This window comes from Prevotella sp. P3-122 (assembly GCF_002251365.1).
Lineage (GTDB): Bacteria > Bacteroidota > Bacteroidia > Bacteroidales > Bacteroidaceae > Prevotella.
Window position 1 is genome coordinate 38,559 of the sequence record NZ_NPJH01000080.1, and the last position, 15,331, is coordinate 53,889.

Below are 15,331 nucleotides of genomic sequence, written 5' to 3' on the forward strand. Positions count from 1 at the left end.
AGGTTGACTATTTGCAGCAAATACATACCCGGCACGCACTTGCAGCAAAATAAGAATGCTCCAAATTACCGATCGGTCACGGATGGGTAACTGGAGCATTCTCTCTAATGAACAGTGTGATAATTGTTAGTTAAAAAACAGTGTCACAATCTCTTAATCTCTAAATAAAACTTATGAAAACGTTTACTTTCTTTTATCGCTGCAAAGGTAAGTATATAGTTTCTCATTGATACCCACTTATCATTATTTGACACCCATAATTCGTTAAAATACCTATATCAGGCAGTTGTTTCGACTTTATTCCTTATCTTTGCATTCTATCAGCCATATTTATCTTGGCACTTATCCCTGGTATGTGATTTGGCATTTTTACCATTCATGAAGAGAACTATCCTGTTTGCGCTGAGTCTGCTCCTGACTCTGACAACGACCAAGTCCAAGTCGTTGCCATATCGTGTTGTCTCCACCATTAAGCCCTCGCAGTCTGACGAGTTGCGATGTTTGCTTTTCGATAAGGGTGGTCTGTTGTGGATAGGAAGCAGTTCGGGACTGAAATCATGGGATGGATATGAAATGGCCACCTACCGCTCGACGGCATTCTCGCCGGGCATACTTCCCAACAACACCGTTATAAGCATTACCGAGGACCACAACGATTGTCTATGGCTTGGTACCCGTAATGGACTTGTGAGGATGAACCAGAGGACGGGCGAGTTCCGCACCTTCTTCCTTTCAGATGACAGACAGAGGATTATCTACTCGTTGTTTACCTCTTCCGACGGTACTGTATGGATAGGTACCGATGGTGGCCTTACGCGCTTCTTGCCCGAGACTGGTACCTTTGAGAATTTCACCAGTGAGGACTGCACATTCCTCGACCCCACTGGAAAAAAACTCAGCCGCTATGGCTATAGTGTGAAGTCAATGGTTGAGGACCGCGAGGGAAACCTGTATGTTGGCACGTGGAACACCGGACTCCTGCACTTCGACATCAAGCGCAGGATGATAAGGCAATACCGGCCGCTCAATGCCCTGAACTCAGCCTATTCGTTGCTGCTCGACAGCAAGGACAGGCTGTGGATAGGCACATGGGGCTATGGCTTGCTGATGATGCCGCAGCCAGACCGTTGGCCAGAGGCAGAGGTGGTCACTGTGGCTGGGCAGGGCAAGGACTTTTCCACTTTCTATAAGATTGTCGAGGACCCAGTGACGAAGAAACTATGGGGAACCACCATTGAAGGTATCAGCATCATAGACCCAGAGAAGAAGACCTTGGAGAAGTACACCGATGCGGCAGGCTATTCCATAGGACTGTGCAACGATATCGCTGTCGATGAAACGGGCAGAATATGGGCCACAACAATCTCTGGCAGGCTGTTCCAGTTCTCTACCCAGCCGTCGCCCTTCCGCACGTCGGCGCTTCATCTTGAGGACAGGCTGGCGTCGTTGGGGGCCGTGTGCTCATTGTATTCTGCCGATGGCCAGTGGTTCTGGATGGGAGTCAGTCCCTACGGTCTCGTGCTATACAACCGTGCCGACGGTACCTCTCTGTTCAATAAGGATATTCCCCTCTTCGACAATGTGCTGGACAAGGGACTGTCGACAAGGATAACATCCATCATCAGGCGGCGTGACGGCACACTGTGGATGGCCTCGAACAGCTATGGCATCATCTCCAAGAAGGCCGGACAGCAGGCCGAGATGATAGATGCGCAGTCATGTTCCTGGATGGGCGACAATTACGTAAACAGCCTGTTCGAGGACAGCAAGGGAAATGTGTGGGTGGGACAGCGCTCATGCCTCTCCCGTGTGAGACCCGACAACAGTGGCGACATAATGAAGATGGCGGATGGACATGGCGACTTCAGCAACTGCGATGTGAGGGGCTTTACCCAGGACAGCAAGGGTAATATCTGGGTGGCAACCGATAATATGGGCATCGTCAGGATTAGCGACAACAACGGACGCTATGGTTTCTCAAGATACTATCCCGGCAATGGCAAATACGCCGTGGACGATGCCGTCAGCTGCTATGCTGACTCCCATGGCCGCCTGTGGGCGATAAGTGTCAGCGGAGGACTGTTCCGCTACGATAGTGTCAAGGACTTGTTCATCGCCGTGAACAAGATATACAATATCGATGGCGACAGGGTGTTCTCTATCAATGAGGATGTATACGGCAACCTATGGCTCGCAGCGGATGGGAGTCTCGTGAGACTTACCATCGACAAGCAAGGAAGCGTGATTCCGTCCCATTTCACCGATGAGGACATCCTTGGTGCGGCAACTTTCTATCCCAATGCCACCTACCGCCTTGGCAAGGAGATATACTTCGGCAGCGACGGAGGGATGATATCCTTTGAACCTACAAAGGCTATGGTGAGTGAGAAAAGGAATAAGGCAAGGCTGTTGGTAACAGACATACTGCTCGACGGAAAAAGATATATGGAGCTGGACTCCGCCCAGAGACATAGCCTCACGGAGCAGACACCAAGGTACACACGCAGCATTGTGGTGCCACATGGCGTGAGCAAGCTGTCGGTGGAGTTTGTGCTGCTGAACTATTCCGGCAACAGCCGCACAAAATATGCCTATATGCTTGAGGGACATGACAACGACTGGCGGAGTGCCGACTCACGGCTGCGAAGAGCTACCGTGGAGAATATCCCGTCAGGATCTTATACCCTGCACCTGAAGGCTACCGACAACTTTGGATATACCGTGGAGTTGCCTTACGCCATATTTATAAAGGTGTTGCCCCCATGGTACCAGACGTGGTGGGCGTTTGTGATATATTTCCTGATAGTGGCATGTGGCATATGGCTGTCGGTAAAATGGTACAAAGAGCATATCAAGACCAAGAACAGGTTGCAGATGGCAGTGGTATTCACCAATATCACCCATGAGTTGCTTACACCGCTCACCGTTATCTCGGCAGCCATAGACCAGCTGAGGCAGAAGGCACCTGGCAACGAGCGGCAATATATGCTTATGCAGAACAACATCAGCAGGCTGACGAGGCTGTTGAGGCAAATACTGGAGGTAAGGAAGTCACAGGCAGGACAGCTGAGGCTGAAGGTCAGTTGCCGCAACCTGGCCGAATTTATTGAGGCGGCATGCGACAACATCCGTCCTATGGCAGAGGCACGCGGACAGCAGTTGGTATTCACCTGTGGAGAGGGTACGAGGGCTAACGTGTGGTTTGACCCCGACAAGATGGACAAGATAATGTATAACCTGCTATCGAATGCCGTGAAGTATAACCGTGACGATGGCAGGATAGAAGTTGGTATGACCTTTGCCGACAATGTGGCAACCATTACTGTAGCCGACCAGGGCATAGGAATATCACGGGAGAAGATGCGGCATCTGTACAGCCGTTTCCTCGATGGGGACTACAGGCGCATGAATACCATGGGTACTGGAATAGGACTGTCGCTCACACGCGACCTGGTGGTGCTGCATCATGGAAGCATAGACTGCGAGAGCAAGGTGGATGAGGGTACCACATTTACCATAAACATCCCTATAGGAAGAGATAAATATCAAGAGGAGGAAATAGACAGCCAGGCTGAGGTACTCATACATGCTGATGCCATTGACGAGCCTGCTGGCACTCCAATATCTCCCAGTGACATTCCCTGTGGCGACTACTCGATACTCATTGTGGAGGACAACGAGGACCTGCTCGGACTGATGAGCCAGCTGATTGGTCAGTATTATGAGGTATATACCGCCAAGAATGGCGAGCAGGCTCTAAACATCATCCATCGGGAGAGCCTCGATCTGGTAGTGTCGGACGTAATGATGCCTAAGATGGACGGCATAGAGCTGACAAGGCGTATCAAACAGAGCGATGACTATGCGCAGCTGCCAGTGCTGCTGCTGACTGCCAAGACACGGGATGAGGACCGCGACAAGGCATACGAGACTGGAGCTGACGAATATATGACCAAGCCATTCAAGCTTCATGACCTCTTGCTAAGGGTGAGAAATATCATTGAGAACCGTGAGCGTATAAGAAGACGGTTCACCATGCAGACAGACTTTGTGGTGGAGGAGCAGCACTATAGCGATCCTGACGAGAACTTCGTGAGGAAGGCCGTTGACTGTGTGAGGGCGCATCTTGCCGACCCTGACTACGACCGCGACTCTTTCGCCTCTGACATGTGTGTCAGCAGTTCAACCCTCTACAACAAGCTCCGCGCCCTTACAGGACAGAACATCACGGGATTTATATCGTCGATAAGGCTAAAAGAGGCATGCAGGATAGCAAAGGCGCATCCGAAAATAACCATTGGCGAGCTGTCCGTGAAGGTGGGCTTCAACAGCCCGAAGTATTTCTCCAAGTGTTTCAAGAAGGAGTTTGGAATGTTGCTCAAGGACTATGTGGCACAGGAGGAGTAAGGTCGAAGGGCTAAGGTCAACATTACAAATTAATAAAAAGTTAAGAAGATGAATGCAATTATCACTATGTTATGTGGGGTTGCCTTTATGTGCATCCCTTTTGGCTGTCAGGCGCAGGCCGACGGCTGGAAGCTCGTGTGGCATGACGAGTTCGATACCGAGGGTGCTCCTGACAAGACGATGTGGCACTTCGAGAAAGGATTTGTGCGCAACCATGAGGACCAGTGGTACCAGGAAGACAACGCCTATTGCCACGGCGGACTGTTGGTGTTTGAGGGAAGGGCAGAGAAAAGCCCTAATCCCATGTGGCGCAAGGACAGCAGGGAGTGGCGCAGCAGCAGGGACTCCATACGCTATACGTCATCATCGATAAACACCCGTGGAACGTTCCAGTTCCTATATGGGCGCATGGAGGTGAGGGCGCGAATACCGGTGACAGGAGGAGCGTGGCCGGCAATATGGCTGTTGGGAACTGGGGTGGAGTGGCCATCCTGCGGAGAGATAGACATCATGGAATATTACCGCATAGACGGTGTGCCGCATATCCTTGCCAATGCCGCCTGGGGCAATGACAAACACTACGATGCTGTTTGGAACTCGGTGCGAACACCTTTCAGCCACTTTCTCGACAAAGACCCGCTATGGGCAAGCAAGTTCCATGTCTGGCGCATGGACTGGGACAGGGAATATATAAGGATTTTCCTTGACGGCGAGCTGCTCAACGAGCTTAGGATGGCTGATATACGCAATGGCAGCATCGGCAACTATGGGAACCCCTTCGACAAGCCGCAGTATATACTCCTGAACCTTGCCATGGGAGGCGACAACGGAGGTGAGATTGACGATGCGTCGCTGCCCATACGCTATGAGGTGGACTATGTCAGGGTGTATCAGAAAGAAGGATTATAGATGGACATAGAACGTAAAAGGCGAAAAAAACTTAAAACATGTGATGAAAGCCGTGGAATATTATAATTATTAGCTAACTTTACAACCAATAAATAAATATTATCATACTAACTATAAAAAATACTAACCCTAACAGAAAATCAGTTTTACTATTACGGCTTCTGTTCTTACTCCTAAGACGAGAAGAATGAAATCCGTCGGCTGAAGCTACGTCAAACATGAAACTAAACAATTTATTATCAGCGTCCACCGCCGGGGATGTTATCACAATTATTACAAACATGAAGAAAATTACATTTTCATTTTTCGCACTCTTGATGGCAGTATTGTTCTTGCCGTCAAGTGCGTTGGCAAGAGAAACCGTAACTTTCGACTTCGCTGCTCATCCATGGACGGAAACAGTCGGTAATATCACTGAACCAATAGTTCAGAGCGAGGTTACGTTGACAACTACTGATGGTGGTACACCCACCAGACTTTATAGTGGTACTGATGGTGTTGACTTGCGTGTTTACAAGAGCGGAGGTTCGTTTACATTTACTGCTCCAGAGGGGCAAGTCATTGAGAAGATAGAATTTTCAGGAACTGTTGCCGCAACAGCAGGAACAGGAACCTACGACTCTTCTACCAAAACATGGACACAGCCTGACAAACAGGTAAATGCCGTTACCTTTACAGCAACTGGTACCAACAAGATTACCAAGGCTGTCCTTACCATCGCCGCCCCGGGCGAGGCACCAGAAGTTGTAGCATTGCCTACAGCGGAAAATATTGCTGCCTTCAAGGCTCTTGACACTGGCACTGAGGCAGAGCTTACGCTTACCGATGCCAAGGTGCTCTATGTCAACGACAAAGACATGATAGTTGAGGACGCTACAGGTGCAATCGACTTCTATAACATTGGCCTGGAAGCTACCGCAGGAAAGGTGCTCAATGGCTCTATCGCAGGAAAGAACAGTCCGTATAACGGTCTGCCTGAGTTTGCAAAGAGCTCCAATACTAATTTTGCTACAGTTACCGTAACAGACGGTGACGCTCCTGTAGCAGTGGAGATGACCGTAGCCGAGGCTATGGCAGAGAAATCATACCTGAAGTATGTGAAGCTTACCGATGCCACACTCGTATTGGACGGAGAAACATACTATCTCGTAAATGGTGACAACAAGATTCAGATCTTCAACAAGTTCTATCTTGACTACACTCTTCCCGAGGCTATCAAGAGCATCGCAGGTATCATCATTCCTTACACAAAGAGTGGTACGACAATCGTAGAGCTTGCTCCTATTGCCGTGAAGGATATCGTGGCTGTTGAGCCGATACCAGAGGGCGATATCACCTCTCTTGTTCTTTCCAATCCTGGCTTCGAGGCTTGCGAGGCTGCAACATCTGATGTAGGCACATCTGGTTCAGCACAGGGTACAGACTATGCTGCACAAGGCTGGTCTCTGATATCATCGGCAGCATGGTCTAATGGTGCCGTAATAGAATATGGCAGCACTGTAAAGCTTAACGGCGTTAATATTCCTGATGTTGACAATGCCGGCAATTCTGGTAAGGCTCTCGGTATTACCGTTGGATGGGGTGGTGCTGTCGTATATAAATCAGCAGAATTTACATTCCCTGCCGGTCATTATACCCTTAAGGCAAACGCCTATAATGCTGGTACTGCTGCACAGTTCGGGTCGAAATTAGGCTTTGAGTCAGCAGAAAAGACGGTTGTAAGCTCCAGACAGAGCTTCGACCTCAATGCATGGGTAGAAGACGTAGTAGAATTCGAGCTTGCATCTGAGACAACAGGTTGTATCACCATTGGTGGAGTAGCCATCAGCGGTGGATCTACTTCAAATGGTAGGATATTCTTCGACAATATCACCATCTCTCATTTCGCTGACCTTCTCTCACAGGCTGTTGCCGCTTTGAACGAGACTATAGCAAAGGCTCAGGCTGTAGCTGATGCCGGTTTGGCTCCTAAGACCGATATTAATGCCGCCATTGCCACAGCTCAGGCTGCTACTACGGAAACAGAAGCTGAAACCGTAATGGCTGCCAAGGAAACTCTTCTTGCTGCCGTTGCTGCTTACAACGATGTAAACAGCCACTTCGTGGCAGTTGCAAACTTCAAGGCTTACTTCGTAGCCGATCCTTATAAATACGCAAGCGAGGAGTCGAAGACAAACTATACCAATCTTGCTGCCAAGACTCCTGCCAATGCTGATGAGGCTGATGCCAACCTTGAAGAACTTCAGCTCGCAGCACGTGCCATTGCCGAGTCTCACGCAAAGGCTGAGGGTGTAGCAGACGCTACAGACCAGACCTCTCTCATCACAAATCCTAACGCTGAGGCTATGGACGGCTGGACAACCGTTAATGGCGAAGGCTCAAATGGCAAACTCGAAGTTAAGACCGCCGAACCATTTACCGATGCAGCAGGCAACACTGACCATCCTTACTTCGATGGTGGCAACTGGGGTGCTTCAGCTTGGGATGTTACATTCCAGCAGACAGTGAACCTGCCTAAGGGCAAGTACATGCTCTCTGCAACGTCACGTGCTTCTGTTGGTATGGTTTCTTTCGCTCTCTTCGCAGGCGAGGCCCGCACAGAGATGCCTCACGTAGGTGCATCAGGCGAACTCTTCAACCGCGGATATAACCTTAGCAGCGTAGAGTTTGAGGTGACAGAAGAGACTGCCGATGTAAATATCGGTGTCCAGGGTGTTGCTAAAACAATACATGAGTGGATGTCGTTCACACGCTTCCAACTTGTCAAGCTCGACAAGAGCGAGGTTGTTGACCCAGAGCCAGACCCAGAGCCGGAACCAGAGCCTGTTGTTAAAGAAGGTTCATACTACATCAAGAACGTTGCTACAGGCAAGTATCTGTCTGCCGGCAGTTGGTGGGGAACACACGCTGTTGTAAACAAGTATGGTCTCGACATTATCGTTACTCTTGCCGACGGCAAGTACACGCTCGACACACAGCTTTACAATAACGATAGCAAGCATTATCTGAATGGTGAATATGCCGATGGTGATGCCTTCGGATGGACATTTACTGCAGCCAAGACATCTGCAGATGCCGATGCCGTAATCATCAATAACGGTTCACAAAATCTCACTGCTCAGGAAGACGGTCTGGTTATTCTTGGCGCTTCTGTAGAAGATAATGCGAAGTGGGTATTTGTGCCAGCTGACGAGTTCAATGCCGCATTGCAGGCTGAACTTGCTACAGCTACCGAGGCTGACGGCAAGGATGCGACAATGCTTGTAAAGGGTCAGGGCTTCCTCCGTTACGACCGTCGTAACAGTGCATGGACAGACAACCCTGGTGTTGGTGGCGGTGCCGGCAGCGGTAATTCCAATACCAATGCAGAAAAGTTCAACAAAACATTTGATGTAAACCAGACAGTGACCGTTCCTGACGGTAAGTACACCGTTGAGATACAGGGCTTCTACCGTAATGGAAATATTGCATCGGCTGCTGCAGCCCATGTCAACTCTACCGAACAGCTGCTCGCTACATTCTATGCAAACAGTGCTGAGGCTCCGCTTCCTTCTATCTTCTCTGAAGCAGGAAAGGTAGATGACGGTGCTACAGCTGAAGGTATCGACGGCAAATTCCCTGACAATCAGGCTCAGGCAGGTTACTTCTTCAACACAGGTGCTTACAATGTTGTTCTTGAGAATGTAGTTGTTGTCGGCGGTGCACTGAAGATTGGTGTGAAGAAGTCTGAGACCGCTGCCGAAGACTGGACATGCTTCGACAATGTACGCCTTACATACTTTGGTGCTGTAGAAGACCTGTCCGCTTACAAGGAGGCTTACGAAGCAGCTCTTGCAGCAGCAACGACAGCACGTGCTGACGAGGCAAACTCTGTTGTTACAGGTGAGGAACTCACAGCTCTTAACAATGCTATTGATACCTACGCTACTGTAGAAGACACCAAGGACGCTTACGTTGCTGCAACTTCAGCTCTCAACGCTGCAACCAGCACCTTCACATCCGCAGTAGCTGCTTATCAGGCTCTCAAAGACACCAAGGCAGAGTATGAGTCATTCGATACAGCTCCTTATCCGTACGCTTCTTCCACAAAGAAAGCAGCTATACAAGCAGCTGTTGACGTAGAGGCAACATCAGCTGCCGACGCAACAGCAAAGAAAGACGCAATCTTGACAGCTGTACGTGACTACGTTGAGTCCAACGCTGTTGCTGAGGAAGCGGGTGCAGTAGACTATACCTCTTCTATCCTCAATCCTAATGCAGAGGATGGCGTGAACTCTTGGACAAAAACTCTTGGCGATGGCTCTGGCGGTGAAATAAAAGTTCTTTCCGGTGAGCCATTCACCGATGCAGCCGGCAACTCTACCCACAAATACTTCGATGGTGGCAACTGGGATGCCTCTGCTTGGGATGTTACATTCTCTCAGGACGTTACTCTGCCGAGCGGTGAGTATCTGCTCTCAGCAACTACACGTGCTTCTCAGGGCATAGCAAACTTCATACTCTTTGCTGGCAACGACACCAAGGAGATGACCCACATAGGTAATACTGGTGGTATCTTCAACCGTGGATGGAACGACAACTTCGTTGTATTCAACGTTCATGAAGACAACACAGCCGCTAAGATAGGTGTACGTGGTATAGCTACAACCCAGCACGAGTGGATGTCGTTCACACGCTTCCGTCTCGTACGTCTTGGCGATGCCAACATCATCAATGGTATCCAGACAGAGAACCTTGACAATGCTACCATCTACTCTGTAAACGGACAGGTGGTTCGCACAAATGCTACTACTACAAAGGGACTCGCCAAGGGCGTTTATGTAGTAAACGGCAAGAAGGTTGTTGTGAAGTAAGTGCTGTAAGACGCTGAAATGTACCGATTTTGGTACATGGAACATAATTAAATAAGGTGACATCGTTGGTGTCACCTTATTTTTTTGTAACTTTGCACCCATATATATATAATAAGGTGGCTGCATGATAGCAGCCGCCATGGCTCATACCTTTTTTCTATGGTACTCAACTATATTTGGATTGCATTCTTTGCCTTGGCCTTCCTGTTCGGAGCCATACAGCTCTGCATGGGCGACACCACGGTCTTTCAGAAGATGGTGGACTCCACCTTCGACACCTCCAAGACGGCTTTCGAGATCTCGCTTGGCCTGACGGGTGTGCTCGCCCTATGGCTCGGAGTGATGCGCATAGGCGAGAAGGCCGGTGTGGTAAACCTTCTGGCGCGCCTGCTCAGCCCTGTCTTCACAAGGCTCTTTCCTGATATACCACGTAACCATCCCGTCATGGGAAGCATATTCATGAATATAGCCTCGAACATGCTGGGACTCGACAATGCAGCCACGCCTACCGGCCTCAAGGCCATGCAGCAGATGCAGGAGATCAACAGCAAGAAGGACACCGCCACCAATCCCATGATAATGTTCTTGGTGCTCAACACCTCGGGACTGACCATCATACCTACGAGCATTCTTGCCTTCCGTGCCTCGTATGGCGCGGCAACGCCAACAGATGTCTTCATACCGATACTCCTTGCCACACTCGTCGCCACGTTGGCCGGCATCATCATCACTGCCCTGTGGCAGCGCATAAACATCATGCAGCCAGTGCTCCTTGCCACCCTTGCCGGTCTTGTGGGCTTCACGGCTCTCGTCATCTGGGGCTTCGGGCAGATGGACAAGGACACTATGGGTGTTGTGACAAGCGTAGTCTCGAATGTCATCCTGCTGGGCATTATCTTAGCCTTCATCCTGGCAGGCTTCTTCCGCCGCGTCAATGTCTACGACGCCTTCATAGAGGGAGCCAAGGAGGGGTTCCAGACTGCCGTGAGAATAATACCATATCTCGTCGCCATACTCGTGGCGGTGGGAGTGTTCCGCGCGTCGGGAGCCATGGACATGCTCATCGATGGTGTGGCATGGTGCGTGGGGAAGTGTGGGCTTGACACCGACTTTGTCGGAGCTTTGCCTACGGCATTGATGAAGCCGCTGTCGGGAAGCGGTGCCCGAGGGCTGATGCTTGAGGCTATGACCAACTATGGTGCCGACTCGTTCGTAGGACGTCTGGCCTGCGTATTCCAAGGCTCCACCGATACCACCTTCTACATTCTTGCCGTCTACTTCGGCAGTGTAAGCATCAAGTACACCCGCCACGCCGTGGCCTGCGGCCTGCTTGCCGACCTTGCCGGGGTGATAGCCGCCATAGCCGTATGCTACATGTTTTTCTAAAACATTACTGGATATTGCACCACCTACCAAACATCAACAAAGAATAAAAGAAAACAAATGGCAAATCTCAAATCACTGGCCAAGGATACGGCCATCTACGGACTTAGCAGCATCGTAGGCAGATTTCTCAACTATCTGCTGGTGCCGCTCTACACATCAAGCCTGTCGGCGGCAAGCGGCGGCTATGGTGTCATCACCAATATGTATGCCTATTCGGCATTGCTGCTCGTGCTGCTCACATACGGCATGGAGACCACCTTCTTCCGCTTCGCCAACAAGGAGGGCGAGGATGCGGGGAAGGTATATTCTACCATCCTTATCGCCGTAGGCTCCACGTCAGTGCTCTTTGTGGCCTTGGTGCTGCTGTTCCTGTCGCCCATATCCTCAGCCATGGGCTATGCCGGCCATCCGTCCTATGTGTGGGTGATGGCTCTCACCGTTGCCCTTGACGCCTTCCAGTGCATACCCTTCGCCTATCTGCGATACAAGAAGCGGCCTATAAAGTTTGCGGCTTTCAAGATGTTGTTCATCATCCTCAACATCCTGCTCAACCTGCTGTTCTTCCTCTTGCTGCCTGCGCTCTATGCATCGCATCCCGACACCGTAGGCGCCATCTACAACCCGGAGGTGGGGGCAGGCTACGCCTTCTATATCAACCTTGCATGTACAGCCACCATCACCTTCTGCTTCTATAAGGAACTTACGGGCTTCCGCTACGCCTTCGACAAAGCCCTTATGCGCCGCATGCTCTCCTATAGCTGGCCCATACTGGTGCTCGGCATAGCCGGCATACTGAACCAGGCTGCCGACAAGATACTGTTCCCCTATATATATAAAGGTGCTAATGCCCACGAGCAGCTCGGCATCTATGGTGCAGCGTCGAAGATTGCCATGATAATGGCGATGATAACCCAGGCGTTCCGCTATGCCTATGAGCCTTTCGTCTTCGGCAAGGCCAAGGACAGCGACAACCGCGACACCTATGCCAAGGCAATGAAATACTTCATCATCTTCACCCTGCTTGCATTCCTGATGGTGGTGGGGTATATGGACATACTGAAGCATATCATCGGACGCGACTACTGGAGCGGACTGAGGGTGGTGCCAATAGTGATGGCCGCGGAGATAATGATGGGCATCTACTTCAACCTGTCCTTCTGGTACAAGCTCATCGACAAGACCATCTGGGGCGCGTGGTTCTCGGGCATCGGCTGCGCCGTGCTCATTACCATCAACATCGTCTTCGTGCCACGCTTTGGATATATGGCCTGCGCATGGGCAGGCTTTGCGGGATATGCCACGGCGATGCTCCTGAGCTATCTCGTAGGGCAGAAATACTATCCGATAAGATATAACCTCAAGGAGATTGGCATATATGTGCTCATGGCGGCCGTGCTGTTCGGTATGATGACCTTGTGCAGGGACTTCCTGCCTGTCATCCTGGCTCTTGTTGCCAACACGCTGCTCCTGCTTCTCTTTGTCGCCTACATAGTGAAGAGGGATTTTCCCCTAAGCTCCTTGCCCGTCATAGGAAAGAAATTCAGAAAATAACAACTATACGATTATGAAAAAGAAAACATTATTGCTGGCCGCCATGATGTCTGCGGCTGCTGTCCACGCCGACGAGGGCATGTGGACTATCTACAACCTGCCGCCACAAGTGTATGAGGCCATGCAGGGAGAAGGCTTCAAGCTCACTTATGACGAACTGTATAATGGCGACAACGCCTTGAAGAATGCCGTTGTGAATTTCTCCGGCTATTGCTCTGGCGTTGTGGTGTCGCCCGACGGACTGGTGTTCACCAACCACCATTGCGGCTTCGAGGCCATACGCTCACACTCCACCGTTGAGCACGACTATATGCTCAACGGCTTCTACGCCAAGACCTACGAGGAGGAGCTGCCCAACGAGAATATGTTCGTGAGCTTCATGGTTGAGCAAAGCGACATTACGGGCAGGCTGCAGGCCCTCGGCATCGACAATATGGGCAGCAAGGAGCAGGCTGCTCTGCTCGACTCTCTGCAGAATGTGCTCACAGACTCTATAAAGGGTATCGACTCCACGCTGCATGTCGACATCGACGCATTCTATGAGGGCAACAGGTATTATGCCACTACATACCAGGACTTCACCGACCTGCGTCTTGTCTTCACCGTGCCAAAGTCTATGGGCAAGTTCGGTGGCGAGACAGACAACTGGATGTGGCCCAGGCAGACCTGCGACTTCTCCGTATTCCGCATATATGCCGACCCGAAGACCAACGGGCCTGCAGCCTACAGCAAGGACAATGTGCCCTATCGTCCCAAACGCTGGGCACAGGTGAGCCTGCAGGGCTATAAGGATGGCGACTATGCCATGACCATAGGCTATCCCGGCTCTACCAGCAGGTATCTGTCAAGCTATGGCATCAAGGAGATGCGCGATGCCGAGAATGCGCCGAGAGCACAGGTCAGGGGCGTCAAGCAGGACGTCATGATACGCCACATGCGTGCCGACGAGGCTGTACGCATCAAATACGACTCGAAGTATGCGCAGAGCTCCAACTATTGGAAGAACTCCATCGGTATGAACAAGTGCATCGACTCCATAGGCATCATCAACCAGAAGCGTGCGTACGAGGCACGGATTAAGGCTTACCAGGACTCTACGGGGTATCTCAAGGGCAAGCTCGACTTCGACAAGATGAAGGAGCTCTACGAATTGCGCTTCGAGGATGTAAAGGCTATGATGTACTGGAGCGAGACTTTCCGCCGCACCAATGAGTTCTGCACCCGCGCGATGGCTCTCGACCGCATGGAGGTGATGGGACCGAAGAACAAGAAGTCGAAGCAGTATATACTGTTCAGCGACAACAGCGACGAGTGGGATGAGGCACTTGACAAGGAGGTATTTGCCGTGTTGCTGAAGAACTACAGGGAGCATGTGGCACAGAAATATCTCCCGAAGTTCTATGCCACCATCGATACCCAGTTTGGTGGCGACTATACTAAATATGTGGACTATCTCTACAAGAACTCGTTCCTGATGAAGAGCGAGGAGAAAATCTACGTCAACAGGAAGAGCTATCTCAAGGACCCGGGCGTGCAGCTCGGACTGGACATGCTCGAGATACGCAGCATGCTCCGCGACAACATCATGAGGACAAGCGACAGCATTGCCAATATGGAGAAGTTCCTCTGTGCAGCCAAACTGCGCATGGAGGAGGATATGCCACACTACTCCGATGCCAACTTCACCATGCGCCTGAGCTACGGACAGGTGGGAGGCTTCATGCTCGGCGACAAGCCATCGGGCTATTACACCACTGCTGAGAGCATTGTGGAGAAGATGGACAAGGGCGACCGCATCATCGACTATCAGGCTGAGCCCATCATGCGCGAGCTGCTCTCTGCTCCCGACCACGGAGCATATACCGACCCTGTTACGGGCAAGTTCCAGCTCTGCTTCCTCACCAATAACGATATTACTGGAGGAAACTCAGGCTCACCAATGTTCGACGGCAACGGCAACCTGATAGGTCTTGCCTTCGACGGCAACTGGGACAGCCTGTCATCGGACATCAACTTCGACAGCCGTCTGGCACGCTGCATCGGCGTCGACATCCGATATGTCATCTTCATGATGGACAAGTGGGGACATGCCGACCGCCTGCTCAAGGAAATCAACGCCAAGTAAGGCACTCGGAGATATACCTCGCTGAATGTCTGTAAAGACTTAGGTGAATGTCATTGCTCACCATGGTGTCTTTCCATATTCACCATGGTGACTTTCTTGA

The 15,331-nt window shown here is 50.8% G+C and carries 6 protein-coding genes; all 6 read left to right on the top strand.

The annotated features are described in order from the left end of the window. The first annotated feature begins 378 nt into the window (after positions 1-378). Positions 379-4,407 (top strand): hybrid sensor histidine kinase/response regulator transcription factor, encoded by a 4,029-nt coding sequence (locus tag CIL02_RS13080; protein WP_094402379.1) that lies wholly within the window; start codon positions 379-381, stop codon positions 4,405-4,407. A 48-nt stretch (positions 4,408-4,455) separates the two neighbouring features. Next, positions 4,456-5,316, top strand: coding sequence for a family 16 glycosylhydrolase (locus tag CIL02_RS13085; RefSeq protein WP_094402380.1), 861 nt, complete (start codon positions 4,456-4,458; stop codon positions 5,314-5,316). Positions 5,317-5,597: 281 nt separating this feature from the next. Beyond that, on the top strand, positions 5,598-10,169 hold the full coding sequence (locus tag CIL02_RS13095) for a hypothetical protein (RefSeq protein ID WP_094402383.1): 4,572 nt from the start codon (positions 5,598-5,600) through the stop codon (positions 10,167-10,169). 159 nt (positions 10,170-10,328) lie between these two features. Continuing rightward, entirely contained in the window at positions 10,329-11,555 is a 1,227-nt protein-coding gene (locus tag CIL02_RS13100; RefSeq protein WP_094402385.1) for a nucleoside recognition domain-containing protein, read from the top strand. Positions 11,556-11,612: 57 nt separating this feature from the next. Then, positions 11,613-13,106, top strand: a complete 1,494-nt coding sequence (locus CIL02_RS13105; protein WP_094402387.1) for a lipopolysaccharide biosynthesis protein — start codon at positions 11,613-11,615, stop codon at positions 13,104-13,106. A 13-nt stretch (positions 13,107-13,119) separates the two neighbouring features. Next, positions 13,120-15,231, top strand: a complete 2,112-nt coding sequence (locus tag CIL02_RS13110) for a S46 family peptidase (protein ID WP_094402389.1) — start codon at positions 13,120-13,122, stop codon at positions 15,229-15,231. Positions 15,232-15,331 lie beyond the last annotated feature (100 nt).

Bases quoted from the DNA above. Each gene is read 5' to 3' on its own strand.
- CIL02_RS13080 (WP_094402379.1), top strand. From the start codon at position 379: ATGAAGAGAACTATCCTGTTTGCGCTGAGTCTGCTCCTGACTCTGACA.
- CIL02_RS13085 (WP_094402380.1), top strand. From the start codon at position 4,456: ATGAATGCAATTATCACTATGTTATGTGGGGTTGCCTTTATGTGCATC.
- CIL02_RS13095 (WP_094402383.1), top strand. From the start codon at position 5,598: ATGAAGAAAATTACATTTTCATTTTTCGCACTCTTGATGGCAGTATTG.
- CIL02_RS13100 (WP_094402385.1), top strand. From the start codon at position 10,329: ATGGTACTCAACTATATTTGGATTGCATTCTTTGCCTTGGCCTTCCTG.
- CIL02_RS13105 (WP_094402387.1), top strand. From the start codon at position 11,613: ATGGCAAATCTCAAATCACTGGCCAAGGATACGGCCATCTACGGACTT.
- CIL02_RS13110 (WP_094402389.1), top strand. From the start codon at position 13,120: ATGAAAAAGAAAACATTATTGCTGGCCGCCATGATGTCTGCGGCTGCT.